Here is a 25,841-nt window from a genome sequence, read left to right on the forward strand (position 1 = left end):
TCAGCGTCCCAGGTAAACGTCGATGACGTGTTGATTGGCGGTCACGTGGTCCAGGCTGCCTTCGGCCAGAACCGAGCCTTCGTGAAAGACCGTGACCTTGCAGTTCAGCCGGCGCACGAATTCCATGTCATGTTCCACCACGACAACCGCGCGGGTCTTGGCGGCCTCGACCAGCAGGGCGGTGGTGTGCTCGCGCTCGGCCGGGCTCATGCCGGCGGCGGGTTCGTCGACCAGCAAAAGGCGCGGTTCCTGGGCCAGCAGCATGCCGATTTCCAGCCACTGCTTTTGCCCGTGCGCCAGCTCGCCCGATTTGCGCGGCAGCTCGGCGCGCAGGCCGATCTCATCCGCCAGGGCTTCGACCCGGTCGATATCGTCACTGCTGCGGCGATAGCCCAGAACCGACAGCGGGGTGCGGGTCTTTTTCAGCGCCATCACCAGGTTTTCAAGAACGGTCTGATCCTCGAACACGGTGGGGCGCTGGAACTTGCGGCCGATCCCCGCGCGGGCGATCTGGCTTTCGTTCATTTTCAGCAGGTTGATGGATTTTTCGCCCCAGATCACCCGGCCCTCGTCGGGGCGGGTCTTGCCGGTGACGATATCCATGAAGGTGGTCTTGCCCGCGCCGTTCGGCCCGATGATCGCCCGCATCTCGGCCGTGCCGATGCGGAACGACAGGTTGTTGATGGCGCGGAACCCGTCAAAGGTGACAGAGATGCCGGAGACTTCGAGAAGGGTGCTCATTTCTCGGCCTCCTGTTCGCGCAGCGATCCCATGCCGGGCCCCAGATCGGCGCCGTGGCGGTTGGGTGCGATGCGGCCCGAGATCAGGTCAAAGAGGCCGCCGATGCCCTTGGGCGCGAAAAGCGTGACCAGCACAAAGCTGAGCCCCAGCAGAACCAGCCACCAGTCGACCCATTTGACCGTGTAGAACCCCAGCGGGATGTCGGGGGCCTGACCGCCGGTGAACCAGGTCGACACCAGCGACACGAACCCCGCGCCGATCACCGCGCCATAAAGCCGCCCACGCCCGCCGATCGCCACCCAGACAGCCAGGTAGATGCTGGCGATGGGGGCCATTTCGGCCGGGTTGATGATGCCGGCCTGCGGGTAATACAGCGCACCCGCGATGGCTGCGATGATGGCGGTGACGGTAAAGATGAACAGCTTGTAGCTTTCGACGTGATAGCCAAGAAAGCGCACGCGGGCCTCGTCATCGCGGATGCCGCGGATCACGCTGCCGAACTTGCCGCCGACGATCCAGGCCGCCAGAACATAGCCCAGCCCCAGCGCCAAAGCCGACGCCCAGAGGAAATAGACCGACAGTTCCGATTGCGGCACGCCCTCGGCTCCGGGGATGTTTTGCAGCCCCGACAACCCGTTGTTGCCGCGCAGCCCGCTGTCGTTCTGGAACAGGTAGAGTGCCAGCGCCAGCGTCATCGCCTGGGTCAGGATCGACAGGTAGACGCCGGTCACGCGCGAGCGGAAGGCCAGCCAGCCAAAGACAAAGGCCAGGATGCCGGGGATCAGCACCACCAGCGCCAGCTGCATGGTCAGGCTGTCGGCAAAGACCCAGATCGGCGGGATCTCGGCGCCGCCCACCACACCAAAGATTTGGGTGCCGATGCCTTCGCGGATCTCGTTCGGGGTCGGGGGCAGGGGCGCCTCGGCCAGCGAGTTGACGACGATGGCCTTGGTGCGCTCATACATCAGCCACATGCCGACCATGTAGCCGCCCAGCCCGAAAAAGGCGAAATGGCCCAGCGACAGGATGCCGGTGTACCCCCAGACCAGATCCATCGCGAGGGCGATCAGGCACAGGCAGAGCGTCTTGCCCAGCGTCTTGACCATCGAGGTCGAGATCACGTCGATGCCAAAGCCTTGGCTAAGGATGGTCACGCCGATGGTAAAGGCGGCCAGCAGGGCGACAAAGATCATCACCGACGGGTTGCGGATAAAGAAGGGTTTCTGCATGGCTCAATCCCCCGCCGCGCGGCCCTTGAGGGCGATGATGCCCTTGGGGCGGAACTGGATGAAGATGATGATGAAGATGATCATGTAGGTCTGGGCGGCCAGCGTGTTGCTGGGGTTCAGCCACTCGATGCCCTTTTGCAGGAAGCCGATCATCGTGGCGCCCAAGAGGGTGCCCCAGATGTTGCCCACGCCGCCCACGACCACGGTCATAAAGCTTTGGACGATATAGTCGGCGCCCAGCTCGGATGTGACCTTGGCATAAAGGCCGATGGCCACGCCGGCGATGCCCGCGATGCCCGAGCCCAGGCCAAAGGTCAGCATGTTCACCTTGTCGGGGTTGATGCCCATGCTGGCCGCCATGCGCGGGTTCTGCGTGACCGCGCGGGTTTCAAGGCCCAGGCGGGTCTTGTTCAGCACGAACAGCAGCAGCACCAGGAAGATCAGGCTGAGCCCGAAAATCGCGATGCGGATATAGCTGATCGACACGACATCGTTCAGCACCAGCGCGCCGTCCAGCCAGCCGGGGCTGGTCAGCGGGCGGGCCTGGGTGCCAAAGATGTTCTTGGCGATCTGTTGCAGGGCAATAGAGATGCCAAAGGTCGCCAGCAGGGTTTCCAGCGGCCGGTTATACAGCCAGCGGATCACCAGACGCTCCATCGCGACACCGGCGGCAAAGGTCACCGCAAAGGCCAGAGGCAGCGCGACGATGATCGACACGGTGTAGTTCGGGATGAACTGCTGAACCACATAGCCGGTATAGGCGCCCATCATGATGAACTCGCCATGGGCCATGTTGATCACGCCCATCACGCCAAAGGTGATGGCAAGGCCGATGGCGGCCAGGAAATAGATCGAGGCCAGCGACAGCCCGTCCAGCGCGAGGTCCAGCGCCTGGTTCAGGCCGACGCGGGTCTTGATCGAGGTCAGCGCCTTTTCGGCGGCATCGGTCACGGCGCTGTCGGGTTCGGTGTAGAGGTCGTAGAACACATGGCGGGCCAGCGCGGCGTCGATATCGGCCTCGGTCACGGTCGGGGGCGCCAGCCCTTGACCCGCGAGTGTGGCATAGGCGCGGGCGCGGGCCGCGTCATTGTCCAGTTGCCGTAGTTTAATACCCCCCACCTGGCCATTTTCGATATTTGCGATCAGCGCGGCCTTTTGCTCGGAAAGCGGCACCAGAGGCGGGGCCAGCCTGGCCTCGACCAACAGGTCATAGGCGGCGCTGCGGCTAAGGTCGTCCGAGCCGGGTTTCAGCGTCTTGGCCACGTTCTGGCCCTGCGGCAGGCCGGGTGCGGCCTTGCGGGTGGTGGCCAGCAGAGGGTTCAGCGCGGCGCGGGCATCGACGCCCAGATCGGTTGAAAAGCTTTCAATCGCGGCCACGCGCGCGGCGCTGTCTGTGTCATAGGAAATCGTCAGGATACGTTCCAGCCGCTGTTTGCGGGCCAGCAGGGTGGGGTCGTCCTCGCCGTCGATCGAGGCGCGCAGGGCCTTCAGGTGCGAGGGCTCGGCGTTGCGTTCAATGGCTTGCAGACCCCTGGCACGTTTGATCGGGTCGGGATCGGTCAGTTGAAACTGGACCAGCGCGTTGGCGATCACACCGCGCACGCCCGCGTTCGGCTTTAGCTGGGTGACGGCCTTCCTGTCATACTCGCCGACGCTCTGCCCGGTGGCGATGTCGATCAGGCGGTAGCTGTCATTGCCGGCATCTTCGGCGAAAAAGAACAGGCCGTCCTCGTTGCGCTGAAACAGATCCTTGTTCTGCCACTTGAACAGCACTTGCCGGGTTTCCGGCAGGCCGGACGCGATCAGCGCGTCAACGACGGTGTCGATCGACTTGCGCGACGGTTTTGCAACCTCGGTCTGATAGGTTTGCAAAAGGTCCTGAATGGGCGTTTGCGCCAGCGCGACCAATGCGGTCATCATCCAGAACAGGGCCGCCCGAAGCCCGATGAGTATGAGTTTGGTCATGCTGCCCGAACCGGAGGGGGCCGTGACGCCCCCTCCTAACTTGACGTGATTGGCTAAGCCGGGGATCGGCTTAGTAGTTCGATTTCAGCTGCACGCAGCTTTCGGTCTCGGTGTTGTACATACCGCAGCCCAGATCCTTCCAATCGGACTTGAGCACCGCCGATTCCGGCAGGAAGTCGGTCCAGGCATCGCCCGGCACTTCGGCAGTCTGGCTGATGATATCGAACTGGCCATCCGCGAGGATCTCACCGATCAGAACCGGTTTCGCCAGGTGGTGGTTCGGCAGCATCACGGCGGTGCCGCCGGTCAGGTTCGGCACTTCAAGCCCGTACATCGCGCTGCGCACCGCATCGACATCGGTGGTGCCTGCGGCCTCGACCGCCTTCACCCACATGTTGAAGCCGATATAGGTGGCTTCCATCGGGTCGTTGGTCACGCGCTCTTCGCCGGCAAAGGCTTTCCACGCGGCGATGAAGTCATCGTTGGCCTCGGATTCGGCCGACTGGAAATAGTTCCACGCGGCCAGGTGGCCGACCAGGTTAGCGGTATCCAGGCCCGACAGTTCCTCTTCGCCGACCGAGAAGGCCACGACGGGGATGTCCTCTGCCGAGACGCCAGCGGCGGCCAGTTCCTTGTAGAAACCGATGTTGGCGTCGCCGTTGATGGTCGAGATCACGCCGACCTTTTTGCCGTCGGCACCCAGGGCCACGACGTCAGCCACGATTTTCGACCAGTCCGAGTGGCCGAACGGGGTGTAGTTCACAAAGATATCTTCCTCGGCGATGCCTTTGTCTTTCAGGTACTGTTCGAGGATCTTGTTAGTGGTGCGGGGATAGACATAGTCGGTGCCCAGCAGCGCGAATTTCTCGACGCCCAGCTCTTCGAGGTAATAGTCGGTGGCCGGGATGGCCTGCTGGTTGGGGGCGGCGCCGGTGTAAAAGACGTTTTTCGAGCTCTCCTCGCCCTCGTACTGAACAGGGTAGAACAGCAGGCCGTTCAGTTCTTCGATCACGGGCAGAACCGATTTGCGCGATACGCTGGTCCAGCAGCCAAAGATCACGTCGACCTCTTGGTCCGAGATCAGCTCGCGCGCTTTTTCGGCAAAGAGCGGCCAGTCGGATGCCGGGTCGACCACCACCGGCACCAGCATCTCGCCGTTGATGCCGCCCTTGGCGTTCTGCTGTTCGATCATCATCAGAACAGTGTCTTTCAGCGTGGTCTCGGAGATGGCCATCGTGCCCGACAGCGAGTGCAGCACGCCCACCTTGATGTCGGCTTGGGCGGCGCCGGCCAGGGTGGCGGTCAGGGCGGTTGCGGTAAGAAGGTGTTTGATCATCGGTTTCGTGTCCCTCGTGTCAGATCGCGGGGAAGGCCCCCGTCGCCGCATCACCCTGTTAAGAATTCGGGGTTGCCGTCTTGTTCATAATTTGCGTAATCCTGTTGCAATAATTGCAACACTTAAGGGGCAGACCATGCGACATCTGGCATTGTATCGGGCGATACGCGAGGTTGTTCGTGAGGGATCAATCCGAAAAGCCTCTGAAAAACTTGCAATTTCTCCGTCCGCCCTGAACCGGCAGATCCTCGCGCTAGAGGCCGAGATCGGCGCGCCGTTTTTCGACCGATTGCCGGTGGGGGTGCGGCTCTCGACTGTCGGAGAGATCTACTACCGCCAATTTATTGAGCATCTTGCCGATATCGACCGCGTTCTTGAAACGGTTGCCGACCTGTCGGGCACCAGAATCGGGCATGTGCGCATCGCCATGAGCCGGGTGTTTGAGCAGGGGATGCTGCCGGCGCATGTGATGGCCTTTCGGGCCGATCACCCGAATGTGGTGTTTTCGCTGTTGCCCGCAGGGCCCGAAGAATTCGCCGAATTGCTGGCCGAGGACGAGGCCGACCTGGCGCTGATCGCCCAGCCGCAATACCGCGACGGTATCGAGACCCTGCAATCAGAGGAGCTGCCGGTTCAGGTGCTGATGGCCGATCAGGGCGTTTCGGGCCCGGTTGGCCTGGCCGAGCTGATCGACCTGGATATGGTGCTGCCGCCGGGGGCGTCGGGCCTGCGGGCGCATCTGGACATGAACTTCAAACTGCAGCGCCTGCCGCTGCGCCCGGCGGTGGAAAGCGCCTATCTGTTGCCGCCTTGGGGGGCGGGGGCGGGGGGGCTGGCGCCTAGCGCGCAGTTCTGCCTGGGCCCGTCCATCGATCCGCGCTGGCTGGGCGCGATCGGTGGCGTGGTGCGCCCGGTCGCGCGGTTCCGCCCGGCGCGCGTCGCCCTATGCAAGCGCGAGGGGCGGATCTTGCCGGTTGCGGCCGAGAAATTCGCCATGCAACTGGGTGCGGCTTTGGCCGATGCAGCGACCGCGCCGCGCGCCTAGAGGTCGATCCACAGCGTTACAGGCCCGTCATTGACCAGTGACACGGCCATATCGGCGCCGAACTCTCCGGTCTGGGTCGGAATGCCCAAGGCGGCCAGGTCGGCCGCGAATTGTTCATACAGCGCCTTGCCCTGATCGGGCGGGGCGGCGGTCGAAAAGCCGGGGCGGTTGCCGCGCGAGGTGTCTCCAGCCAGGGTGAACTGGCTGACCACCAGCGCGCTGCCGCCGATATCCAGGACCGAGCGATTCATCTTGCCGGCCTCGTCCTTGAAGATCCGCAGTTTCGAGATCTTGGCCGCCATGGCGCGCGCCTGGTCGGGGCTGTCGCCCTGCATGGCGCAGATCAGGATCATCAGCCCCGGCCCGCATTCTCCGATCTTTTGACCTGCGACGTGAACTTGGGCCTGGCTTACACGTTGGACGACGGCGCGCATTGGGGGCTCCTGCCTTGGGGTGGTTTCCCTATTTGTCTTAGATCAATGACCGGGGAATGAAAAATGCTCAGAAGGGAAACGTTATTCGTGGTATCATGAACAATTGATCATGGAACAAGCACCCGGCGCAGGGAGGAGAACCGGCGCTTTCATTCGTGAACAGGGTGCTGCGCGGCCCCGGGGCAACCCGGGGTCGCAGCAGTTAGGGCTATTGGTTCTGGGCGATGATATAGCCGACGATCCCCGCAACAATGGCCCCCGCCACCACGGCCAGCGCGATCTTCCAGGCCGACCAGGGCCGTTCGCCCTGCACGCGACCGGTGCGGCCGTTGACGACAAAGCGATAGGTTTTGCCGCGGTATTTATAGGCGGCCAGCCAGACCGGCAGCAGGATATGCTTGAAGGTCACGTCCGAAATCGCGGTATCGAGCGAATGAATGCGCTGCCGGTCGCCGCCGATGTCGAATTTCACATCACGCTCGATCACCCGGTCCATCTGGGCGCGGGCTTCGGTATAGCCGTCGGTCAGTGCGACCGTATAGCCCTCGGCCTGAAAGCCTGCCAGGTATTCTGGGGTATAGGGTTCCAGCGCCGACAGATCCCAGGGCTCCAGCGCGTCGGTGAACCTTTTGGGCAGGCTGCGTGAGGCCAGAACCAGCACATCGTCGAACCAGCGCGCGACGCGGCCCGAGGCCGGGCGCCAGCGGATTTTCTGAACCTGCACTCGTTGGGGTTTGCCGTCGCGCATCACGGTGTGGGTCTCATAGTAGACCGTTCCGCGCTCGCCGCGATAGGCGGTGCGGGTGTCGGCGTCAAATGTCCAGTAAGGCACATAGATTCCCTGCATCCGCCGGCCCTTGCGGGCATAGTCCTGCAATCCGTTCGGCGCGAACCACAGCCGGCCCAGCCAGTTGGTCATCGCCTGGCGCGCGGCGGGTTCGTCCAGGGCAAAGGGCAACAGGCCCTTGGGCTTGATATGCCGGTGCGTGCCCGTATCGGTGACGATGGGTGTGGCGCAGAAGGGGCATTCGCTGGCGTGCCGGTCTTCGGTGAACTCGATCTGGGCGCCGCAGTTGGGGCATTGCGAGACGCGGGTTTCCTCGATCTCGGCCTCGGGCAGGCGGGCCTCGATCGCGGCACGGAAATCCAGCTCGCGGATGGCGCGGGGCGCGCGGGGGGCGGTGACCGGGTGTTCGTTGCCGCAATGGTCGCAAACCAGCGTGCCGCCGCCGGGCGAAAACCGCATATCCGCGCCGCATTGGTCGCAGGGAAAGCGGTGTTCCTCGATCACCCCGTTGGCAGGGGCAGGGGGCGGCATCTGGGGCATGGGCGGAGGTTACGCGCCGGGCGGCGGGGGCGGCAGGATGGTGAAGAGCTGGGCCAGCTCGGCCACCTCGCTTGCGCGTTTCCAGCCGTCCTGGCCCGGCGTCCAGACATGGCTGTCGCGGGTCAGGCTGCCATCTGCGGCCATGCGGCCCATGGCGGCCTTGGAATAGGGCCCGCGCGTTTCGCCGTTTTCGGCGATATGCCAGACATGTTCGACGGGCGGCGGCGGGGGCGGTGCGGGGTGTGCGGCTGCGGCCGGGACTGCGCCCCAGGGGCCCATCTGATGCGCCATGGCCATGCCCATACCGGCGCCGATGCCTGCGCCCATCGCGCCTGCGCCGCCGGGGTTACGGGCGGCGGCGGTCATGGCCTCGGCAGCGGAATACTGGGTGAACCGGCCCAGGTCACCCGCCATGCCCATCGAGGTGCGCTTGTCCAGTGCCTGTTCAACAGCGGGCGGCAGGCTGATGTTTTCAATATAGAATTCCGGCATGCTGAGGCCGTATTCGGCCAGCACGGGCGCCACCTGCGCGACGATCAGCTTGCCCAGATCGGCGGTGTTCGCGGCCATGTCCAGCACCGGGATGCCGGCGCTGGCGATGACGCGGCTGAACTCTTGCACGATGATGTTGCGGATCTGATAGCTGATCTCGTCCATGGTGAATTCGCCGTCGGTGCCGACGATCTCGGTCAGGAAGCGGGCGGGGTCGGTCACGCGCGTGCTGTAGGTGCCAAAGGCGCGGATGCGCACCGGGCCGAATTCGGGGTCGCGGCAGATGATCGGGTTCTTGGTGCCCCATTTCAGATCGTTGAACCGGGTGGTGTTGACGAAATAGATCTCTGACTTGAACGGGCTTTTGAACCCGTGATCCCAATGCTGGATCGTTGTCAGGATCGGCATGTTGTTGGTTTCCAGCATGTAGAGGCCGGGGGTGAAGACATCGGCCAGCTGGCCCTCATGCACGAACACGGCCGCCTGGCCCTCGCGCACGGTCAGCTTGGCGCCGTATTTGATCTCATGGTCTTCGCGCTCGAACCGCCAGACCATCGTGTCGCGGCTGTCGTCCGTCCAATGGATGACGTCGATGAATTCGCCGGACAGAAAATCGAAAATACCCATGGTCAGGTCCTCATACTTGGCGTGGCACGGTCAGCTTTCGCCGCCCATCAGGTCGGCGGCAATCTCTGGCAGGATCGGGCGCGCCTGGGCCGGGGTCATGCCGGGGGTCAGGCGCGGGTCGTATAGCATTTGCAGCAGCAATTCATCCTGGCGCGTCAACAGGGCGAATTCCTCGTCGTCATTGAAAATCGACGGGCGCGCGCTGGGGCTGTCATTGGCCAGGCCCATGCCTTGGGCCAGTTCCTCGTGGATGCAGGTCTGGCGCAGCAGGTCGGGCTGTTCGGCGCGGATGATGGCGATGGCGCGGTAATAGGTCGAGGCATTGTCGATCGAGAAGGCATAGACCGTGCAGAAGGTCGAGCGCGACATGTCGGTGATCGACCGCACCAGCCCGTCGGTCAGCCCCGGCACCAGTTCCTTGAGCGTGGGGCCAAGCGCGCGGCGCTCGTCCTCGTGCACGAAGAACACATGGAAATTGGCGGCGGTGGGTGTGGACAGCGTGACCGGGGTGCCGGTCAGGTGAGACAGTCGGCGGGCAAAGGATGTCACCTCGGCCTGATCCTTGCGGCGCTTCTCGGCCGGGACGGTTTCGCCGTAGCTGACATTCAGGCGCACCGGGCTTTCCCAGCGGCGCAGGCGGCTTTCCGAGCGGCGCGCGACCAGAAAGCCCGAGCTGACGTCATATTCGTTATACAGCGCGATCTGGACGAAATTCTCGATCAGGTGGCGACGCGAGAACGGCGTGTCGGGGCCGCCGCCATCGGTGCGGGCCAGGCCGCGATCGACCAGATCGGCCTCGACGCGGGCGTAATAGGCCTCGAGCGCCTTGCTCTCGGCCGATTGCATCGGCGGGGCCTCGGGCCGGGCCGGGGGAATGGGGGTGGGCGTGACCATCTGGCAGGCCGACAGCCCCAGCGCAAGCGCCAGGGCGGTCAGACCGCGAAAGGGGGGTACGCCCGGCTTCATGGCCTAGGCCTTGGGTACGGCGGTGCCGGCATTGTCGCCGATCCCGTCGCGGCGCGACTTGGCGGCGGCCAGGGTGTCGCGCAGCTCGGCCTCCATCTTTTTCAGCTCGATCTCGGCGGCGGCGCGGCGGGCCTTGCCTTCGTCGGCGATGGCCAGGCTTTCGTTGATCGTGTCGATCAGCGTGGCATTGGCCTGCTTGACCGCCTCGATGTCGAACACGCCACGTTCCATTTCCTCGCGCACGATGCGGTTGGCCTGTTGCAGGTTCTCGGCGTTCGAGGTCAGCAGCTCGTTCGTCAGGTCGTTGGCGGCGCGCACAGCCTCGGCCGCCTCGCGCGAACGTTGGATCGTAACCGACTGGGCCAGCTGGGTTTCCCACAGCGGCACGGTGTTCACCAGGGTCGAGTTGATCTTGTTGACCAGCGACTTGTCGTTTTCCTGCACCAGCCGGATCGAGGGCAGCGACTGCATCGTCACCTGGCGGGTCAGTTTCAGGTCATGCACCCGGCGTTCCAGGTCATCGCGCGCGGCGCGCAGGTCGCGCAGCTCCTGCGCTTTGATCACCTGCTGGTCCTCGGGTGCCTTGGCCAGCACAGCCTCAAGCGCGGGGATGTCGGTGCTGTCGAGCTCTTTCAGCTTTTCCTCGCCGGCGGCGATGTAAAGCGCCAGCTCGTCATAGAAAGTGAGAGTCTTTTCATAGAGTTTGTCGAGGGACTTGATGTCTTTCAGCAGCTTGTGCTCATGCGTCAGCAGGTTGTCAGTGATCTTGTCGATCTGGTCCTGCACCTCTTCATAGCGGGCGACGAATTTGGCGAAAGGCGCGGCGCGGCCCAGCAGTTTTTCCCACCAGCTGCGTTCGCGGCGCACGTCCAGCTCAGAGATCGAGAAGCCGCGGATCGTGGTGACGATATTGCGCAGGCTGTCACCGGCGGGGCCGACATCCTTGTTGCGCACGTCCGCCAGCATCGACTGGCTGATCTCTTGCAGCTCGGCCTGGGCGCTGGACCCGAATTCGATGATCGAGGTGGTGTTGCCCATGTCGATCTCGTTCATGCGGGCGCGGATCTCGGCGGCGACGGGGGCCTTGGCGGTGGCCAGCGGCACGATCTCGCCGGCGGGTTCGGGCAGGATCACGGCGGTGACTTCTTGAACCTCGGCCAGGGCCTGGGTGGCTTTTTGACGAATGGTGTCGGACATGGGTTACTCTCCACTCTGCGGGCGCAGGCCCTCACGCTGCAATCTTTCGCGCAGCAGTTCAATCTCGACATCGAGATCAGATTTGTCTTCCAATAGCATTTGCCGGGTGCGGGCGGCGAAATTCTGCTCAAGATCGGTCAGCAGGGCCTCGTAATCGGCACGCGCCTGCGGGTCGCGGGTGCGGCCATAGACATCGGCGAACTTGATCGTCGCGTCGCGCGCGCCCAGCAGATAGACCACCAGGAACTTGCGCGCCGAGGTCAGGTCGCGCGGGTCTTCCTCGACGCTGCGGAACATGTCGCGGGCGGTTGTTTGAAAGCCTTCGACCCGCGCGGCCAGCTGTCGGTCGCCCGCGCGGGTGATGGCGTCGCGCATGGCGGTCAGGTGTTTCTCGGCCTCGTCGATCACGCGGGCGACGCGATCTTGCTGAAAGGTATCGACGCCCTCCATCCCCTTGTCGCGCATCGGGTCCAGGCCAAAGGCAAAGCCGTGCAGCACCGTGCCCAGCACCGCCAGGATCACCGGCGCGATTGACCCGCCACCGGCGGCATAGCTGGCGACGAACAGCCCGGTACCCGTCAGCACCGCGCCAAACAGCTTGCGCGGGATGGCGGGGCGGCGGGCGATCTTGCGGGCGTGATAGGCGTCTTCGGCCTTTAGCCCCTCACGGGTCAGCCATGCGGCCAGAACAAGCAGGCCAAAGGCCCCCAGATTGGCGGCCAGCCCCACGGCATCGGATGTAAAGGCCCGCACCAACAGGGGGAAGGGCGCGAAGAACAGGAAATTCACCCGCCCGCCCGCGCGGCTGCGGCGCTTGCCGTGATAGGGGTGGGCCCGGTCGGGGCTGAACTGTCCGCCGAAACGCTGGGCCATCACATGCCCCCCGTCGCGGCGACGTAAAAGATCAGCGCCAGCAACAGGAAGAACGCCAGCTTTTGCAGGCCTGTCTCACTCATGCATACCCCCGATCCTTTCGGTCATTAGGCCCCCGCCGCAGCTGTGTGGCAAGGGTCAGCGGTGCGTCTGTTCGGCGCGGCGTTCGGCATTCAGCTTGCGCTGATATCCCGATTGCAGGAATTCCACCGCGAACAGCACCACCACAGCAAAGTAGAAGGTGGTTTTCGACATGGGAATCAAGTCGTAGCCAAAGATTTTAAGCTGCAACGTGTCGTCATGCATGGCATGTGCCGCCGCCGGGCCAGCCTCGCCCAACAGCACGACGCCGACGATCAGCAGGATGAACAGGCCCAGAACCTCGTACATGCGGTTCTTTTGAATGAAGGCCGTCACCCCGTCGGCCATCGCGATCATCGCCGCGCCGGACAACAGGATTGCCGTCGCAAGCACCGGAAAGACATCGGTGATCGCCAGCGCCGACAGGATCGAGTCGAAGCTGAAGATCAGGTTCATCGTCACGATCAGCGCAATCACCTGCAAGCCGCTCTTGCCGCTCTTGCCCTCGATGTCGTGGTCCAGATGCTCGACCGACAGCATGTGCGAAATCTCTTTCACCGCCGTGTAGATGATGAAGATGCCCCCGATGATGAACACGATCGTGGAAAAGTTCACCCCGCCCTCAAGAATACCGGGCCAGTTCAGCACGAAGAAGGGCTCTGACAGCGCCGAGATCAGCCGGATCATCACGAACAGCAGAACGACACGCAGCGCGACCGCGATGATGATGCCCCAGAACCGCACCGCCTTTTGCTGGGCCAGCGGCGCGCGCTGGCTTTCGATGCTGATGTAAAGCAGGTTGTCAAACCCAAGAACCGCCTGCAGGAAACACAGCATCACCAGGTTTCCGAGGTTCTCTAAGGTCAGTAGATCGGCCATCGTCACGCCCTCATGAATTCGTTTTCCTAACAAAGACATGATGGGCGGTGGGCGGCAAGGTGCCTATCGGCGGGGTTTTCCCCGTTGCGGCCGGGTGACGCGGGGTTTCGGGTTGGGGGCAGGTTTGAATTCGGTGTCCAGGCCCAGCTGGTCGCGCATCACCCGCGATCTGACTTCCTCAACCTCGCCCGCTTTCAGCTCGCCCAGGCGGAACGGCCCGTAAGAGACCCGCAACAGCCGGTTCACCACCAGGCCCACGGCCTCCATCGCGCGGCGGATCTCGCGGTTGCGGCCCTCGCGGATGCCGATGGTCAGCCAGGCATTGGCGCCCTGCTGACGGTCCAGCACGACCTCCATCGGCTGGAACCGCTCGCCCTCGATGGTGATGCCCTTGCGCAGCGGGTCCAGCGTGGCATCCTCGGGCGTGCCCTTGACGCGCACCCGGTACTTGCGCAGCCAGCCGGTCGAGGGCAGCTCGAGCCGCCGCTTGATTTCGCCGTCGTTGGTCAGCAGCAACAACCCCTCGGAATTGAGGTCAAGCCGCCCCACCGACATCACCCGCGGCATGCCTTCGGGCAGGTTCTCGAACACGGTCGGGCGGCCCTTTTCGTCGCGCTCGGTGGTCACCAGGCCGGTAGGCTTGTGATAGAGCCACAGCCGGGGCGGTTCGGCCTCGGCGATGGGCTTGCCATCCACGGCGATGCGGTCGCGCGCCGTGACGTTCAGCGCGGGGCTGTCGATAACCTTGCCGTTCACGCTGACACGGCCGATCTGAATCATACGCTCGGCCTCGCGGCGGCTGGCGACGCCGGCCCGGGCCAGAACCTTGGCGATGCGATCGCCCGGAGGGGTATTTGTGCTCATAGGCCCCCTTTACGCCTTTGCGCGGCCAAGCGAAAGCGCCTTGCGCAAGGCGCGGGCAGGGGGCAAGAACGACACATGACGCGCTTTACCAGCCATATGGATATCGCCTTGGCCGAGGCCCGCGCCGCTGCCGCACGCGGCGAGGTGCCCGTGGGCGCGGTGATCGTGGCGCCCGATGGCAGCGTGCTGGCCCAAGCCGGCAACCGCACGCGCGAACTGAACGACCCCACCGCCCATGCCGAAATCCTTGCCATTCGCGCCGCCTGCACGGCGCTGGGGTCGGAACGGCTGCCGGGCTGCGATCTCTATGTCACGCTCGAACCCTGCCCGATGTGCGCCAGCGCCATCAGCCAGGCCCGCATTCGCCGTCTTTATTACGGCGCGGCCGATCCCAAATCGGGCGGCGTGGCGCATGGCCCCCGCGTGCTGTCCCACCCGCAAAGTCACCACCGCCCCGAAATCTACGACGGCATCGACAGCGCCCAGGCCGAGGCCCTGCTGAAAACCTTCTTCGCCACCCGCCGCTAACCCGCCTGGCTTCTTCTTCGCGAAAATATCCCGGGGTGAATTGGCCGCAGGCCAAGAGGGGCGGCGCCCCTAAAGCTCGATTGCCTCCAGCACCTGCGGTTCGATCACATCCACCCCCGGCAGGCTGTCCTTCAGCACCTCGGCCGATTGTGCCAAAATCGGGAAGGTGCGGTAGTGGCAGGGGATGACGGTCTTGAAATCAAAGAACTCGCGCGCGGCATAGGCGGCGCGGCGCATGTCCATGGTGAAATGCCCGCCCGCGCACAGGATGCCGATATCGGGGGCGTGCAGGTCGTTGAGGATCTTCATGTCGGCCATCACGTCGGTGTCGCCCGAGAAGTAGATCGTGCGATCCTCGCCCGCGATCATGAACCCGGCCTCGGCACCGGCATAGACCGGACCCTGCGGCGAACTGATCGAGGACGAATGCACCGCGTTCACCATGGTGATGCGCAGGTCGCCCAGTTGAATCGTGCCGCCCTTGTTGAAGCCCACGGTCGCGATGCCCTCGGCCTCTTCCCAATGCGACATCAGGTCGTAGATACCGACCACCGGCACATCCAGCTCGCGCGCCAGCGCCAGCGTGTCGGCGGAATGGTCGCCATGCCCGTGGCTGAGCAGAATGGCGGTGGTGCCGGCGATTGCCTCGGCGCGGCGGTCCATGGGGAACATCGGGTTGCCGGTCAGCCAGGGGTCAACCAATAGCACCTGGTTCCCGATCTCGATGCGAAAGCCGGAATGGCCCAACCATGTGATTTTCATCTTTGCCTCCTGTTTTTCGCGCATATCGTATCATTCGCGCGGCGTCTGTCACCCGTGATTGCGGGGCGGGGCGGCCTTGCCCTTGCGGCCTGCGGATTGCGGCGCTAAACCCGTCGCGATCTCTTGGACGGAGCCTGAAACATGTCGATCGACATTGATACCGCCCGGCGCGTGGCCCATCTGGCCCGCATTGCCGTGGATGAAAAAGACCTGCCGGCGCTGGCGGGCGAGCTGTCGAACATTCTGGACTTCATGGAGCAGCTGAACGAGGTCGATGTCGAGGGCATCGAGCCGATGACCAGCGTCACCCCGATGCGGCTGAAACGGCGCGCGGATGTGGTGACCGACGGCGGCATGCAAGACAAGATCCTGTCGAACGCGCCCGACGCGCGCGAGGGCTTTTTCGCGGTTCCGAAGGTGGTTGAATAATGTCCGAGCTGTCCAAACTGACGATTGCCGAGGCCCGCGATGCGATGCGCAAGGGCGATGTGACCTCGGTCGAGATCACCGAGGCCTGCCTGGCCGAGGTCAACGCCGCCGACGCGCTGGGCGCGTTTGTGCACAAGACGCCCGAGATCGCTCTGGATCAGGCCCGCGCCGCCGATGCGCGGATCAAGGCGGGCGATGCGCCGGGCATGTGCGGCATTCCGCTGGGCATCAAGGATCTCTTTTGCACCAAGGGCGTCGACAGCCAGGCCGCGTCGAACATCCTCAAAGGCTTCAAGCCCGAATATGAATCGACCGTGACCAGCCAGCTGTTTGGCGCCGGCGCGGTGATGCTGGGCAAGCTGAACATGGACGAATTCGCCATGGGCAGCTCGAACGAGACCAGCGCCTATGGCAATGCCGTCAACCCGTGGAAGATCGACGATCGCCAGCTGACCCCGGGCGGCAGCTCGGGCGGGTCGGCTTCGGCCGTGGCCGCCGATCTGTGCCTGGCCGCGACCGGCACCGATACCGGCGGCTCGATCCGTCAGCCCGCCGCCTTTACCGGCATCGTCGGGCTGAAACCGACCTATGGCCGCGTGTCGCGCTGGGGCACGATCGCCTTCGCCAGCTCGCTGGACCAGGCCGGGCCGATGACCAAGACCGTGCGCGATGCGGCGATCATGCTGCAGGCCATGTCGGGCCATGACCCCAAGGACAGCACCAGCGCCGATCTGCCGCTGCCCGATTTCGAGGCCGCGCTGACCGGCGACATCAAGGGCAAGAAGATCGGCATTCCGCGCGAATACCGCATGGATGGCATGCCCGAAGAGATCGAAACCCTGTGGCACGAGGGTGCCGAGATGCTGCGCGCCGCGGGGGCCGAGATCGTCGATATCTCGCTGCCGCATACGAAATACGCGCTGCCCGCCTATTATGTGATCGCGCCCGCCGAGGCGTCGTCGAACCTGGCGCGCTATGACGGGGTGCGCTATGGCCACCGCGCCAAGCTGGCCGCCGGTGACGGCATCGTGCAGATGTACGAAAAAACCCGCGCCGAGGGTTTCGGCCACGAGGTGCAGCGCCGCGTGATGATCGGCACCTATGTGCTGTCGGCCGGTTTCTACGACGCCTATTACAACCGCGCCCGCAAGGTGCGCGCGCTGATCAAGCGCGACTTTGACCAGGCCTTTGCGGCCGGTGTCGACGCGATCCTCACGCCCGCCACGCCGTCGTCGGCATTCGGTCTGGGCGAGATGGCCGAGGCCGATCCGGTGCAGATGTATCTGAACGACGTGTTCACGGTGACGGTCAACCTGGCCGGCCTGCCGGGGATCTCGGTTCCGGCCGGGCTGGACAGCCAGGGCCTGCCGCTGGGCCTTCAGCTGATCGGGCGCCCCTGGGCCGAGGATGATCTGCTGAACACCGCCTATGCGCTTGAGAGTGCCGCCGGGTTTGTTTCCAAGCCCGCGAAATGGTGGTAAACCGGGCAAAACGACAAAGAGCAGGTCACTGATGCGTTATCCCGTTGCGATCCTTGCCGTTCTGGCCGCCGCCGCTTGTGAGCCCGAGATCCCGGATTCGGGCCGGGGCGTGGGTTTTGGCGATTATGACAGCTATGAGGCCCAGCGCGAGGCCCGCCTGCAAGGCGACACCACGCTGGACGAGGTGAACGTTCTGCCGCCCGAGACCATGGGCACCGCCGACGCGACCCCGGTGCAAGAGCCGCTGCCGGCCCGCACCGCTGTGGTCGATGTCAACAATCCCGGTATCTCGGACGAGCAGGATTTCAGCGCCGTGTCGGCCCGCGAAAGCATCGAAAGCGATGCCGCGCGGCTTGAGGCGCAGCGCGAGCAATATGTGGTGATCGAACCCACCGCGCTGCCGTCGCGTGTGTCGACCGGGCCGAACGTGGTGGAATATGCGCTGAGCACCTCGAACCAGGTGGGGCAGAAGGTCTATCGCCGTCTGAACCTGCTGGGCGGCTCGCAACTGGCGCGGAACTGTTCGAAATACGCCTCGGCCGATCTGGCGCAGCAGGCGTTTCTCAAGGCCGGCGGCCCCGAGCGTGACCGGCTGAACCTTGATCCCGATGGCGACGGCTTTGCCTGCACCTGGGATCCGACCCCGTTCCGCAGGGTGGCGAACTAGGGCCCATGCCGGGCCTGACGCATCCGTCGCCCAATTTCGGCCCCCGGCGCGACGGCGCCCGGCCCGATCTGATCGTTCTGCATTACACGGCCATGACCAGCGCGAGGGCGGCGCTGGAACGGCTGTGCGACCCGCTGAGCGAGGTTTCGGCCCATTACCTGATAGACGAGCGCGGGGCGCTAGCGTCGCTGGTGGATGAGGCCGAGCGCGCCTGGCATGCCGGGGCCGGGGCCTGGGGGCCGGTCAGCGACGTGAATTCACGCTCGATCGGGATCGAGCTGGCCAATACCGGCGCGCATCCTTTCCCTCAGCCGCAGATGGCGGCGCTAGAGCGCCTGTTGGCCGATGTCATGGGGCGTTGGGCGATTCCGCCCGAGCGGGTAATCGGCCATTCCGACATGGCGCCCGGGCGCAAGGGTGACCCCGGCGCGCGGTTCGACTGGAGACGCCTGGCACGGACCGGTCTGTCGGTCTGGCCCATTGCGGGAATGCCCGGTGATTTCGCGCAGGATGCGCGGGTGTTTGGTTACGCGGCGGACGTGCCGCTTGATCTGCTGTTGCAGGTGTTCCGGCTGCGGTTCCGGCCCTGGGCCGAGGGCCCGCTGGACGACACCGACCGGGCGCTGATGGCCGATCTGGCGGCGCGCTATCCGGTGGCGGGTTATCTGACGGTGTAGGTAAAGCTGCCGCCGCGGCCCTGGTCACGGGTGACGTAGAACTGGGTGTGGCGGCCATTGACCATCCACAGCTGACAGTCGGTATTGGTGGCCGGGATGATCAGCGAGCGGCACAGGTAGCCCTCGCGCCATTCCCAGGCGCCTTTCAGCTTGATGCCATCCCACTGGCCGGCGATGCGGCCGTTTTCCCGCAGGAAGATGTGGTTGTTTCCGCTCCACAGGTATTTGCCCACGGCGGCCTGGCGAAACCCGGCCTCGGACGCGATGCGGGTGAACTTGTCGGCGGCCATGGCGGCGACGGGCAGTAGGGCGGCCAGGGCGAGGGCGATCAGGAAACGGGGCTTGGGCATCGGTCGGGTCTCTTGCTGGTGGTGGGGGCCCAGTATCGTGATCTTGATGGCAATCTTATGGCGCGGTTGCCTTTGCGCCCGCGCGGGCCTAGATAGGCCGGGCGCGGATGGCCGGATGACCGCGGGGCAACTCGAGGAAAGTCCGGACTCCACGAAGCAAGGGTGCCGGGTAACGCCCGGCCGGGGAAACCCGAGGGAAAGCGCCACAGAGAAGAAACCGCCCGCGGAAAGGTCGGCCTGGCCGATACCGCCGCAGGTAAGGGTGAAACGGTGGGGTAAGAGCCCACCGCGGCCCTGGTAACAGGGACGGCACGGCAAGCCCCACCCGGAGCAATGCCGAATAGGGGTCTCACGCGGTTCGCCGCAGGGTCGCTTCGGCCCCGAGACCCGGGTTGGCAGCTAGAGCGCGTCGGCAACGGCGGGCCCAGAGGAATGGTCATCCAAGGGGGCAACCCCTGGACAGAATCCGGCTTACAGGCCATCCGCGCATATGATTTGGGGTTTTTCGCTGTTGCGGCAGGAAAACCCCGCGATAGCAGTTGACTCGGCGCGCCGGACCAGTAAAAGGCGGGCTTCAAGGATTTACCGGGCAGATTGCTGCCCGCGCGACGGAGACATGAAATGGCGAAACCCACCACGATCAAGATCCGCCTGAACTCGACCGCGGGTACCGGCCACTTTTACGTGACCAAGAAAAACGCCCGCACCATGACCGAGAAGATGGTGGTGAACAAATACGATCCGGTTGTGCGCAAGCACGTCGAATACAAGGAAGGCAAGATCAAGTAAGATCGCCCCTTTCCGGATTATGACTGAGGCCGCGCTTTGCGCGGCCTTTTTCGTTTGGGCGGTGCGCGCGTGCCGCGCGCAAGAGGGGCCTCGGCACCTGCGGTGCCTCAGGGGCCTCCGGCGGGGATATTTGTGCGAAGAAGAAGGCCGGAATCAAAAAGGGCCGGCGCTGGGCCGGCCCTTGGGATTTGTCTGGTGCGGGCGGGTTACTCGCGATTGCCGAGGAACTGCAGCAGGAACATGAACAGGTTCACGAAGTCCAGGTACAGGTTCAGCGCGCCCATGATTGCCGATTTGGCCAGCCATTCTTCGTCCATCGCGTGGGCGTGGCTGATGTAGTCGGTCTTGATGCGCTGGGTGTCATAGGCGGTAAGGCCGGCAAACAGCAGCACACCGATCACCGAGATCGCGAAGTGGATCGCGGGCGAGCCCAGGAAGATGTTCACGATCGAGGCGACCAGGATGCCGATCACACCCATGATCAGGAACGAACCCCAGCCCGAGATGTCTTTCTTGGTGGTATAGCCCCACAGCGACAGACCGGCGAAGGCGATCGAGGTGATCACGAAGGTCTGGGCGATCGAGATGCCGGTAAAGGCGATGAAGATCCAGCTGAGCGACAGGCCCATGACAGCGGCATAGACATAGAAGAACAGCTGTGCGCCGGCCGCCGACAGGCGGTTGATCACGGCGCCAAAGGCAAAGACCATGACCAGCGGCGCGAACATGGCGGCCCAGCCCAGAATGGTCATCTGGCCGGTCTGCACATTGCGGAAGATGCTGAGCAGCGCGTCGTTCGAGCCAACGGCCCAGGCCACCAGCGCGGTCATCAGCAGGCCGACGGACATGGTGCCGTAGACCTTGTTCATGTGGGCGCGCAGCCCCTGGTCAATCTGCGCGGCACGGGTGCCGGCCTGGCCTGCGCGGATCGTGTTGTAGTCAGCCATCTAAGCCTCCGAGTTGAAGTCACCACCCCGTGCGCGGCTGGCACACAGGTCATTGCCTTGGAATATCGGCAAGGGGGGCGGGTATTTCAAGGCTTTGCGCGCCGATTTCCGACGATCTTTCAGCGGGTCCAGGCGTCGGGGGCGTTCCAGCTTTGATGATGGGGGCGCGTGCGGGGCTGCGGGGGCTTTGCGGGGCTGGGTCGGCGCAGCCGCCGCAGCCAGGCCAAGGGGCGACGCAGCGGGGCGTGTCGGGGGATTCGGAGGGTGCTCATGGCGTTCTTTCCATTCCTGTATGGAATACAATGTGGGGATTTGATGGTAATGCTTGATATATTCTGCAATGTCGTGCTTGATGTATCAAACGAATGATTGTCATCCCGCCCATAAGGAAACGTGATATGCCCAGAAACCTTGACCTGACCGCGCTGCGGTCTTTCGTGGCGGTGTCCGAGGCGGGCGGCGTGACGCGGGCGGCGGGATTTCTGAACCTGACGCAATCGGCGGTGTCGATGCAGATCAAGCGGCTGGAAGAGGCGCTGGATCTACAGTTGCTGGATCGCTCTGCCCGGCAGATCGCGCTGACGGCCTCGGGCGAGCAATTGCTGGGCTATGCCAAGCGGATGCTGGCGCTGAACGACGAGATTTATGCCCGGCTGACCGCGCAGGAGTACGAGGGTGAGATCATGCTGGGGGTGCCGCATGACATTGTCTACCCGTCGATTCCGCAGGTGATGCAGAGGTTTCATGCCGATTATCCGCGCATGAAGGTGCATCTGCTGTCGTCTTTTACCAAAGAGCTGAAAGCGCAGTTCGCGCGGGGCGAGGTCGATGCGATCCTGACCACCGAGGGCCTGCCGGACGAGGGCGGAGAGACCTTGATCGAACTGCCGCTGGTCTGGGTCGGTGCGCAGAACGGGCAGGCCTGGCGGGGGCGGCCGCTGCGGCTGGCCTATGAATACAACTGCCGGTTCCGCGCCCCGGTGCAGCAGGCGCTGGATGCGGCGGGCATTCCCTGGGAGATGGCGGTGGAGAGCAATTCCAGCCGCACGGTCGAGGCCACCGTGACGGCCGATCTGGCGGTGCATACGGTGATGGAGGGGGCCGAACCGCCCCATCTGGAGCGGATCAATCATAACGGCGCCTTGCCCGACCTGCCGACCTTCAAGGTCAATCTGTATGTGGCGGGCATTGGCACCAAGGGGCCGTTGCAGGATCTGGCGGAACTGATCCGCCAGACCTATCGCAACGGGTGGTCGGCGCGCGGGCTTAGCCGGTCGTGACCACGACCTTGCCGGTCGACCGGCGGCTGCGCAGGAACTCGATCGCCTCGCCGGCCTGATCCAGCGGGAAGGTCTGGCTGATGTGGGGTTTCAGCGCGCCCTGGTCATACCAGGCGAACAGCTGTTTCATGCTGTCGGTCAGAACCGAAGGCCGGAAATTCAGGTAGCCGCCCCAATACAGGCCCAGCACCGCGATATTCTTGACCAGCAGGTGGTTGGCCGGAATTTGCGGCACGTCGCCGCTGGCAAAGCCGATGGCAAGGATGCGGGCCTCGGGGTTGCAGGCGCGGAAGGCGGCGCGGAACAGATCGCCGCCCACGGCGTCATAGACCACATCGGCGCCGCCCAGGGCCTTGAGCTGCTCGCGGATATCGGGGGCGTCGGCGTCGATCAGGTGCGTGGCACCGGCGGCGCGCGCGACCTCCAGCTTGTCGGCGCCTCGGGCGATGGCGATGACGGTGGCGCCCATGCGCGCGCCGATCTCGACGGCGGTCAGGCCAACACCGCCGGCCGCGCCCAGTACCACCAGGTTTTCGCCTGCCTGCAGATGGGCGCGATGGTCCAGCGCGACGTGGCTGGTGCCATAGGCGATCTGAAAGGCGGCGGCGTCCTCAAAGCTCATGCTGTCGGGCAGGACGGTGCAGCGATCGGCGGGAAAGGCGCCGTAATCGGCCAGGCCGCCCGATCCGGCAAAAACCGCCACCCGCTTGCCCAGCAGATCGGCCGGTGCGTCGGGGCCGACGGCGGTGACGGTGCCGGCAATCTCCATCCCCAGGGTAAAGGGGTAGGGCGGGGTGTCCTGGTACTTGCCTTGAATCATCAGCATGTCGGCAAAATTCAGCCCACAAGCGGCGATTTGCACCTGAACCATATCGCCCACGGGTTGAGGTGTGGCACACTCTGTCAGTGTTGGGGTTCCACCGGCTTCGGCAATCTGAAACGCGCGCATCCTTGTCTCCGTCTGTCGTGTCGGGCTGAACCTAGTCGGCCCGGGCGCGGTTGACCAGACAGGCAATTGGTATTCGTAAAGGTTGGGCGCTCGGGTTGTTGCAAAATGCATTGCAAAATGCAAAACACGCCTAGGGTGAAATTGCAATGTGCGTCACGCGTTAGCTGGTTAAGGTTAACCTTGTAGGCGAAATTGTGACGGCCAAAAAATAAACTTAACAAAAACATGAACGTAGTGTATTTTCGATTGATAGCACCTGTGATTTGGCACGGTTGGCATGAAACTTGCTTTAATACAGGGTAAAGACAGGAGACCGTCCATGAAGCACCCAGTAGACGTCCATGTAGGCAAGCGAGTCCGCCACCGCCGTTGGATGGTTGGCATGACCCAGCAGCAGCTGGCCGAGCGTGTCGGCATCAAGTTCCAGCAGATTCAGAAATACGAAACCGGCATGAATCGCGTCAGTGCGTCCCGTCTGTGGGATATCGCCGATGCGCTTGAAGTGCCGGTCAGCTTTTTCTTTGAAGGGCTGGATGCCAAGCAGGCCGAGCGCGAAGTGCCCGAGGGCGTTCCCGCCGATATCCTGTCGGACAAAGAGGCGCTGGAGCTGGTGCGGTCTTACTACGCCATTCCGGAAAACCAACGCCGCCGCCTGTTCGAGCTGGCCCGCGTTCTCAGCGACGCGGCCTAAGCCTATGCCTTGACGTGCCGCCCGGCGGGGGCTACCGCCAAAGGGCGGCACGGGGCTCTCCCGGCCGGATGCCGGGGTGTTTTCCATGATTGATCAAGACCGTGACCAGCTGATCGCCACCGCTCGCGCGCTGGCCGATGTCGCGCGCACCGAGACCCTGGCGCATTTCCGGGGCGGGGCGCTGGGCATCGAAAGCAAGCTGTCGGGCGGGTTCGATCCGGTCACAGTGGCCGATCGCGGGGCCGAGGCCGCCATGCGCGCCATCCTGGCCGAGGCGCGGCCGCAAGATGCCATCCTGGGCGAAGAATTCGGTACGCAGGCGGGCACGTCGGGCCTGACCTGGGTGATTGATCCCATCGACGGCACGCGCGGCTACATGTCGGGCACGCCCACATGGGGCGTTCTGATCGCCGTATCCGACGATACCGGCCCGCGACTGGGCATCATCGACCAACCCTATATCGGCGAGCGGTTGATCGGCGGCCTTGGCCTTGCCGAATTCACCGGCCCGCATGGTGCGCGCGCGCTGAAAACCATGGCGCCGCGTGCGCTGGACCAGGCGGTAATCTTTACCACCTTCCCCGAGGTCGGCACCGAGGCCGAAGGTGCGGCCTTTCACGAGCTGGCCCGCCACTGCCGCCTGACGCGCTATGGGATGGATTGCTATGCCTATGCGCTGTTGGCGCTGGGGCAGATCGACCTTGTGGTCGAGGCTGGCCTCAACCCCTATGACATTCACGCCCCCATCGCGGTGATCGAGGCCGCGGGCGGCATTGTCACCGACTGGCGCGGGCGGCCTGCTCATGCGGGCGGGCGGGTGCTGGCGGCGGCGAACCCGGACATCCACGCAGCGGCGCTGGAGTTTCTTTCACAAGCCGGCGAATAAGCCATGACACACATCCTGATCCGCGGCGCCGACACGATCCTGACCATGGACGACGCGCGGCGTGAGCTGTCGGGTGCCGACATCCGGCTGCAAGGCGGGGTGATCACCGAGATCGGGCAGGGCTTGCATCCCGGCGATGCCGAGCTGGTGCATGCGCAGGGCTGTGTCGTCACGCCGGGATTGGTGAACACCCATCACCACCTCTATCAGACGCTGACCCGCGCGGTGCCGGGCGGGCAGGATGCGCTGTTGTTTGGCTGGCTGAAAACGCTCTATCCGATCTGGGCGCGGTTCGGGCCCGATGAGATGTTCACCTCGGCGCAGGTCGGGCTGGCAGAGCTGGCCTTGTCTGGCTGCTCGATGACGTCCGATCACCTCTATCTTTACCCCAATGGCGCGCGGCTTGATGACACGATCCATGCCGCGGCCGAGGTGGGGCTGCGGTTTCACCCGACGCGCGGGGCCATGAGCATCGGCGAAAGCGCGGGCGGGTTGCCGCCCGACAGTCTGGTCGAGCGCGAGGCGGATATCCTGAGTGATTGCATCCGCGTGATCGACGCCTTTCACGATGCGCGCGAGGGCGCGATGGTGCGGGTGGGCGTGGCGCCCTGTTCGCCGTTCTCCGTCAGCCGAGAGCTGATGCGCGATGCCGCGTTGCTGGCGCGCGACAAGGGGGTGATGCTGCACACCCACCTGGCCGAGAATGACGAGGATATCGCCTATAGCCAGGCGCAGTTCGGCTGTCGGCCCGGCCAATATGCCGAAGATCTGGGTTGGACCGGCGCCGATGTCTGGCATGCCCATTGCGTCAAGTTGGACGGGCAAGAGCTTGACCTGTTTTCGAAATCTGGCACCGGAGTCGCTCATTGCCCCTGTTCGAACTGCCGCCTTGGCAGCGGTATTGCGCCGGTGCGTGCAATGCGGGATGCGGGTGTCAAGGTGGGGCTGGGCGTTGATGGCTCGGCCAGCAATGACGCGGGTAACCTGGTGCTGGAGGCGCGGCAGGCCATGCTGTTGCAGCGGGTCGCCAATGGCGCCGTTGCCATGAGCGCGCGCGAGGCGTTAGAGATCGCCACGCGCGGCGGGGCGCAGGTTCTGGGCCGCGATGATTGCGGGCAGATCGCGGTTGGCAAGCGCGCCGATATCGCGCTTTGGGATGTCAGCGGCATCGACAGCGCCGGCAGCTGGGACAAGGCGGCGCTGTTGCTGGCAGGCCCGACCCGTGTGCGCGATCTGTTTGTCGAAGGCCGCCAAGTGGTGCGCGGCGGGCAGATGGCAACGATCGACCTGCCGCGCGTGATCGAGCGGCAGAATGCGCTTGCCGAAGCTTTGGCTTGTTAGTCCCTGAT

General features: G+C 64.3%; 27 protein-coding genes and 1 other RNA gene. 12 read left to right on the forward strand and 16 right to left on the reverse strand.

Annotated elements, in window-relative coordinates; genetic code table 11:
- From urtD to urtA, 4 genes are all read right to left on the reverse strand, one after another.
- Positions 1-741 (reverse strand): urea ABC transporter ATP-binding protein UrtD, encoded by a 741-nt coding sequence (urtD, locus tag OE856_RS00900; protein ID WP_263714165.1) that lies wholly within the window; start codon positions 739-741, stop codon positions 1-3.
- A complete protein-coding gene (gene urtC, locus OE856_RS00905) occupies positions 738-1,970 on the reverse strand; it encodes an urea ABC transporter permease subunit UrtC (RefSeq protein WP_263714166.1) in 1,233 nt (410 codons plus the stop codon). Before urtC ends, urtD begins: the two co-directional genes overlap by 4 nt.
- 3 nt (positions 1,971-1,973) lie before the next feature.
- Positions 1,974-3,935 carry an urea ABC transporter permease subunit UrtB gene (gene urtB / locus OE856_RS00910; RefSeq protein ID WP_412174844.1) on the reverse strand — a complete coding sequence of 654 codons (1,962 nt, stop codon included), beginning with the start codon at positions 3,933-3,935 and terminating at the stop codon, positions 1,974-1,976.
- A gap of 70 nt (positions 3,936-4,005) precedes the next feature.
- Positions 4,006-5,271 (reverse strand): urea ABC transporter substrate-binding protein, encoded by a 1,266-nt coding sequence (urtA, locus tag OE856_RS00915; protein ID WP_263714167.1) that lies wholly within the window; start codon positions 5,269-5,271, stop codon positions 4,006-4,008.
- 136 nt (positions 5,272-5,407) lie between these two features.
- Here urtA and OE856_RS00920 point away from each other — a divergent pair, with 136 nt between their 5' ends.
- Complete coding sequence (locus tag OE856_RS00920) at positions 5,408-6,316, forward strand: LysR family transcriptional regulator (protein WP_263714168.1); 909 nt, start codon at positions 5,408-5,410, stop codon at positions 6,314-6,316.
- On the opposite strand, the gene dtd is transcribed toward OE856_RS00920, so the two are convergent.
- The 8 genes from dtd to OE856_RS00960 form a co-directional block, all read right to left on the reverse strand.
- Positions 6,313-6,750 carry a D-aminoacyl-tRNA deacylase gene (dtd, locus tag OE856_RS00925; protein WP_263714169.1) on the reverse strand — a complete coding sequence of 146 codons (438 nt, stop codon included), beginning with the start codon at positions 6,748-6,750 and terminating at the stop codon, positions 6,313-6,315. The two genes, OE856_RS00920 and dtd, sit on opposite strands and share 4 nt — an antisense overlap.
- A gap of 208 nt (positions 6,751-6,958) precedes the next feature.
- Positions 6,959-8,077, reverse strand: coding sequence for a TFIIB-type zinc finger domain-containing protein (locus tag OE856_RS00930; RefSeq protein ID WP_263714170.1), 1,119 nt, complete (start codon positions 8,075-8,077; stop codon positions 6,959-6,961).
- Between the two features lie 9 nt (positions 8,078-8,086).
- On the reverse strand, positions 8,087-9,196 hold the full coding sequence (locus tag OE856_RS00935; protein WP_263714171.1) for an SPFH domain-containing protein: 1,110 nt from the start codon (positions 9,194-9,196) through the stop codon (positions 8,087-8,089).
- Between the two features lie 30 nt (positions 9,197-9,226).
- Positions 9,227-10,162 carry a DUF2927 domain-containing protein gene (locus OE856_RS00940; RefSeq protein ID WP_263714172.1) on the reverse strand — a complete coding sequence of 312 codons (936 nt, stop codon included), beginning with the start codon at positions 10,160-10,162 and terminating at the stop codon, positions 9,227-9,229.
- 3 nt (positions 10,163-10,165) lie between these two features.
- Positions 10,166-11,359, reverse strand: coding sequence for a toxic anion resistance protein (locus tag OE856_RS00945; protein ID WP_263714173.1), 1,194 nt, complete (start codon positions 11,357-11,359; stop codon positions 10,166-10,168).
- Positions 11,360-11,362: 3 nt separating this feature from the next.
- Positions 11,363-12,232: a 5-bromo-4-chloroindolyl phosphate hydrolysis family protein gene (locus OE856_RS00950; RefSeq protein WP_263714174.1), complete on the reverse strand. Its 870-nt coding sequence runs from the start codon at positions 12,230-12,232 to the stop codon at positions 11,363-11,365.
- 138 nt (positions 12,233-12,370) lie between these two features.
- Positions 12,371-13,192 (reverse strand): TerC family protein, encoded by an 822-nt coding sequence (locus tag OE856_RS00955; protein WP_263714175.1) that lies wholly within the window; start codon positions 13,190-13,192, stop codon positions 12,371-12,373.
- Between the two features lie 63 nt (positions 13,193-13,255).
- On the reverse strand, positions 13,256-14,056 hold the full coding sequence (locus tag OE856_RS00960) for a pseudouridine synthase (protein WP_263714176.1): 801 nt from the start codon (positions 14,054-14,056) through the stop codon (positions 13,256-13,258).
- A 75-nt stretch (positions 14,057-14,131) separates the two neighbouring features.
- Here OE856_RS00960 and OE856_RS00965 point away from each other — a divergent pair, with 75 nt between their 5' ends.
- The gene (locus OE856_RS00965; RefSeq protein ID WP_263714177.1) at positions 14,132-14,584 is read left to right on the forward strand and encodes a nucleoside deaminase; all 453 of its coding nucleotides are present in this window, start codon (positions 14,132-14,134) and stop codon (positions 14,582-14,584) included.
- A gap of 69 nt (positions 14,585-14,653) precedes the next feature.
- On the opposite strand, the gene OE856_RS00970 is transcribed toward OE856_RS00965, so the two are convergent.
- Positions 14,654-15,346 carry a metal-dependent hydrolase gene (locus tag OE856_RS00970; RefSeq protein ID WP_263714178.1) on the reverse strand — a complete coding sequence of 231 codons (693 nt, stop codon included), beginning with the start codon at positions 15,344-15,346 and terminating at the stop codon, positions 14,654-14,656.
- A 141-nt stretch (positions 15,347-15,487) separates the two neighbouring features.
- Here OE856_RS00970 and gatC point away from each other — a divergent pair, with 141 nt between their 5' ends.
- The 4 genes from gatC to OE856_RS00990 are packed head-to-tail and all read left to right on the forward strand — an operon-like array spanning position 15,488 to position 18,600.
- Positions 15,488-15,775: an Asp-tRNA(Asn)/Glu-tRNA(Gln) amidotransferase subunit GatC gene (gatC, locus tag OE856_RS00975; protein WP_263714179.1), complete on the forward strand. Its 288-nt coding sequence runs from the start codon at positions 15,488-15,490 to the stop codon at positions 15,773-15,775.
- Positions 15,775-17,256 carry an Asp-tRNA(Asn)/Glu-tRNA(Gln) amidotransferase subunit GatA gene (gatA, locus tag OE856_RS00980; RefSeq protein ID WP_263714180.1) on the forward strand — a complete coding sequence of 494 codons (1,482 nt, stop codon included), beginning with the start codon at positions 15,775-15,777 and terminating at the stop codon, positions 17,254-17,256. Before gatC ends, gatA begins: the two co-directional genes overlap by 1 nt.
- A gap of 31 nt (positions 17,257-17,287) precedes the next feature.
- Complete coding sequence (locus tag OE856_RS00985; protein WP_263714181.1) at positions 17,288-17,923, forward strand: hypothetical protein; 636 nt, start codon at positions 17,288-17,290, stop codon at positions 17,921-17,923.
- Positions 17,924-17,928: 5 nt separating this feature from the next.
- Complete coding sequence (locus OE856_RS00990) at positions 17,929-18,600, forward strand: N-acetylmuramoyl-L-alanine amidase (RefSeq protein ID WP_263714182.1); 672 nt, start codon at positions 17,929-17,931, stop codon at positions 18,598-18,600.
- Here OE856_RS00990 and OE856_RS00995 read toward each other — a convergent pair.
- Positions 18,585-18,950, reverse strand: a complete 366-nt coding sequence (locus OE856_RS00995; protein WP_263714183.1) for a hypothetical protein — start codon at positions 18,948-18,950, stop codon at positions 18,585-18,587. The genes OE856_RS00990 and OE856_RS00995 overlap by 16 nt on opposite strands.
- A 103-nt stretch (positions 18,951-19,053) precedes the next feature.
- On the opposite strand from OE856_RS00995, the gene rnpB reads away from it, so the two are divergent.
- Both rnpB and rpmG read left to right on the forward strand, forming a co-directional pair.
- Positions 19,054-19,440: RNase P RNA component class A (gene rnpB, locus OE856_RS01000), an RNA gene on the forward strand.
- 131 nt (positions 19,441-19,571) lie between these two features.
- A complete protein-coding gene (rpmG, locus tag OE856_RS01005) occupies positions 19,572-19,739 on the forward strand; it encodes a 50S ribosomal protein L33 (protein WP_009159342.1) in 168 nt (55 codons plus the stop codon).
- A 206-nt stretch (positions 19,740-19,945) separates the two neighbouring features.
- On the opposite strand, the gene OE856_RS01010 is transcribed toward rpmG, so the two are convergent.
- Positions 19,946-20,686 (reverse strand): Bax inhibitor-1 family protein, encoded by a 741-nt coding sequence (locus OE856_RS01010; RefSeq protein WP_263714184.1) that lies wholly within the window; start codon positions 20,684-20,686, stop codon positions 19,946-19,948.
- Between the two features lie 398 nt (positions 20,687-21,084).
- On the opposite strand from OE856_RS01010, the gene OE856_RS01015 reads away from it, so the two are divergent.
- The gene (locus OE856_RS01015; protein ID WP_263714185.1) at positions 21,085-21,966 is read left to right on the forward strand and encodes a LysR family transcriptional regulator; all 882 of its coding nucleotides are present in this window, start codon (positions 21,085-21,087) and stop codon (positions 21,964-21,966) included.
- Here the strand turns inward: OE856_RS01015 and OE856_RS01020 are convergent.
- Positions 21,953-22,915, reverse strand: coding sequence for an NADPH:quinone oxidoreductase family protein (locus OE856_RS01020; protein WP_263714186.1), 963 nt, complete (start codon positions 22,913-22,915; stop codon positions 21,953-21,955). The two genes, OE856_RS01015 and OE856_RS01020, sit on opposite strands and share 14 nt — an antisense overlap.
- A 319-nt stretch (positions 22,916-23,234) precedes the next feature.
- Between OE856_RS01020 and OE856_RS01025 the strand changes: the two genes are divergently transcribed.
- The 3 genes from OE856_RS01025 to OE856_RS01035 all read left to right on the forward strand — a co-directional run bounded on the left by OE856_RS01025 (position 23,235) and on the right by OE856_RS01035 (position 25,833).
- A complete protein-coding gene (locus OE856_RS01025) occupies positions 23,235-23,606 on the forward strand; it encodes a helix-turn-helix domain-containing protein (RefSeq protein WP_263714187.1) in 372 nt (123 codons plus the stop codon).
- A gap of 85 nt (positions 23,607-23,691) precedes the next feature.
- The gene (locus tag OE856_RS01030; RefSeq protein WP_263714188.1) at positions 23,692-24,492 is read left to right on the forward strand and encodes an inositol monophosphatase family protein; all 801 of its coding nucleotides are present in this window, start codon (positions 23,692-23,694) and stop codon (positions 24,490-24,492) included.
- 3 nt (positions 24,493-24,495) lie between these two features.
- The gene (locus OE856_RS01035) at positions 24,496-25,833 is read left to right on the forward strand and encodes an 8-oxoguanine deaminase (RefSeq protein ID WP_263714189.1); all 1,338 of its coding nucleotides are present in this window, start codon (positions 24,496-24,498) and stop codon (positions 25,831-25,833) included.
- The last annotated feature ends 8 nt before the right edge of the window (positions 25,834-25,841 follow it).

This window comes from Actibacterium sp. XHP0104 (assembly GCF_025751515.1).
In the GTDB taxonomy this organism is placed as follows: Bacteria; Pseudomonadota; Alphaproteobacteria; order Rhodobacterales; family Rhodobacteraceae; genus Actibacterium_D.

What these genes read in the sequence shown, in the direction of transcription:
- urtD (WP_263714165.1), bottom strand. Translation starts at nt 741, where the DNA reads ATGAGCACCCTTCTCGAAGTCTCCGGCATCTCTGTCACCTTTGACGGG.
- urtC (WP_263714166.1), bottom strand. Translation starts at nt 1,970, where the DNA reads ATGCAGAAACCCTTCTTTATCCGCAACCCGTCGGTGATGATCTTTGTC.
- urtB (WP_412174844.1), bottom strand. Translation starts at nt 3,935, where the DNA reads ATGACCAAACTCATACTCATCGGGCTTCGGGCGGCCCTGTTCTGGATG.
- urtA (WP_263714167.1), bottom strand. Translation starts at nt 5,271, where the DNA reads ATGATCAAACACCTTCTTACCGCAACCGCCCTGACCGCCACCCTGGCC.
- OE856_RS00920 (WP_263714168.1), top strand. Translation starts at nt 5,408, where the DNA reads ATGCGACATCTGGCATTGTATCGGGCGATACGCGAGGTTGTTCGTGAG.
- dtd (WP_263714169.1), bottom strand. Translation starts at nt 6,750, where the DNA reads ATGCGCGCCGTCGTCCAACGTGTAAGCCAGGCCCAAGTTCACGTCGCA.
- OE856_RS00930 (WP_263714170.1), bottom strand. Translation starts at nt 8,077, where the DNA reads ATGCCCCAGATGCCGCCCCCTGCCCCTGCCAACGGGGTGATCGAGGAA.
- OE856_RS00935 (WP_263714171.1), bottom strand. Translation starts at nt 9,196, where the DNA reads ATGGGTATTTTCGATTTTCTGTCCGGCGAATTCATCGACGTCATCCAT.
- OE856_RS00940 (WP_263714172.1), bottom strand. Translation starts at nt 10,162, where the DNA reads ATGAAGCCGGGCGTACCCCCCTTTCGCGGTCTGACCGCCCTGGCGCTT.
- OE856_RS00945 (WP_263714173.1), bottom strand. Translation starts at nt 11,359, where the DNA reads ATGTCCGACACCATTCGTCAAAAAGCCACCCAGGCCCTGGCCGAGGTT.
- OE856_RS00950 (WP_263714174.1), bottom strand. Translation starts at nt 12,232, where the DNA reads ATGGCCCAGCGTTTCGGCGGACAGTTCAGCCCCGACCGGGCCCACCCC.
- OE856_RS00955 (WP_263714175.1), bottom strand. Translation starts at nt 13,192, where the DNA reads ATGGCCGATCTACTGACCTTAGAGAACCTCGGAAACCTGGTGATGCTG.
- OE856_RS00960 (WP_263714176.1), bottom strand. Translation starts at nt 14,056, where the DNA reads ATGAGCACAAATACCCCTCCGGGCGATCGCATCGCCAAGGTTCTGGCC.
- OE856_RS00965 (WP_263714177.1), top strand. Translation starts at nt 14,132, where the DNA reads ATGACGCGCTTTACCAGCCATATGGATATCGCCTTGGCCGAGGCCCGC.
- OE856_RS00970 (WP_263714178.1), bottom strand. Translation starts at nt 15,346, where the DNA reads ATGAAAATCACATGGTTGGGCCATTCCGGCTTTCGCATCGAGATCGGG.
- gatC (WP_263714179.1), top strand. Translation starts at nt 15,488, where the DNA reads ATGTCGATCGACATTGATACCGCCCGGCGCGTGGCCCATCTGGCCCGC.
- gatA (WP_263714180.1), top strand. Translation starts at nt 15,775, where the DNA reads ATGTCCGAGCTGTCCAAACTGACGATTGCCGAGGCCCGCGATGCGATG.
- OE856_RS00985 (WP_263714181.1), top strand. Translation starts at nt 17,288, where the DNA reads ATGCGTTATCCCGTTGCGATCCTTGCCGTTCTGGCCGCCGCCGCTTGT.
- OE856_RS00990 (WP_263714182.1), top strand. Translation starts at nt 17,929, where the DNA reads ATGCCGGGCCTGACGCATCCGTCGCCCAATTTCGGCCCCCGGCGCGAC.
- OE856_RS00995 (WP_263714183.1), bottom strand. Translation starts at nt 18,950, where the DNA reads ATGCCCAAGCCCCGTTTCCTGATCGCCCTCGCCCTGGCCGCCCTACTG.
- rpmG (WP_009159342.1), top strand. Translation starts at nt 19,572, where the DNA reads ATGGCGAAACCCACCACGATCAAGATCCGCCTGAACTCGACCGCGGGT.
- OE856_RS01010 (WP_263714184.1), bottom strand. Translation starts at nt 20,686, where the DNA reads ATGGCTGACTACAACACGATCCGCGCAGGCCAGGCCGGCACCCGTGCC.
- OE856_RS01015 (WP_263714185.1), top strand. Translation starts at nt 21,085, where the DNA reads ATGCCCAGAAACCTTGACCTGACCGCGCTGCGGTCTTTCGTGGCGGTG.
- OE856_RS01020 (WP_263714186.1), bottom strand. Translation starts at nt 22,915, where the DNA reads ATGCGCGCGTTTCAGATTGCCGAAGCCGGTGGAACCCCAACACTGACA.
- OE856_RS01025 (WP_263714187.1), top strand. Translation starts at nt 23,235, where the DNA reads ATGAAGCACCCAGTAGACGTCCATGTAGGCAAGCGAGTCCGCCACCGC.
- OE856_RS01030 (WP_263714188.1), top strand. Translation starts at nt 23,692, where the DNA reads ATGATTGATCAAGACCGTGACCAGCTGATCGCCACCGCTCGCGCGCTG.
- OE856_RS01035 (WP_263714189.1), top strand. Translation starts at nt 24,496, where the DNA reads ATGACACACATCCTGATCCGCGGCGCCGACACGATCCTGACCATGGAC.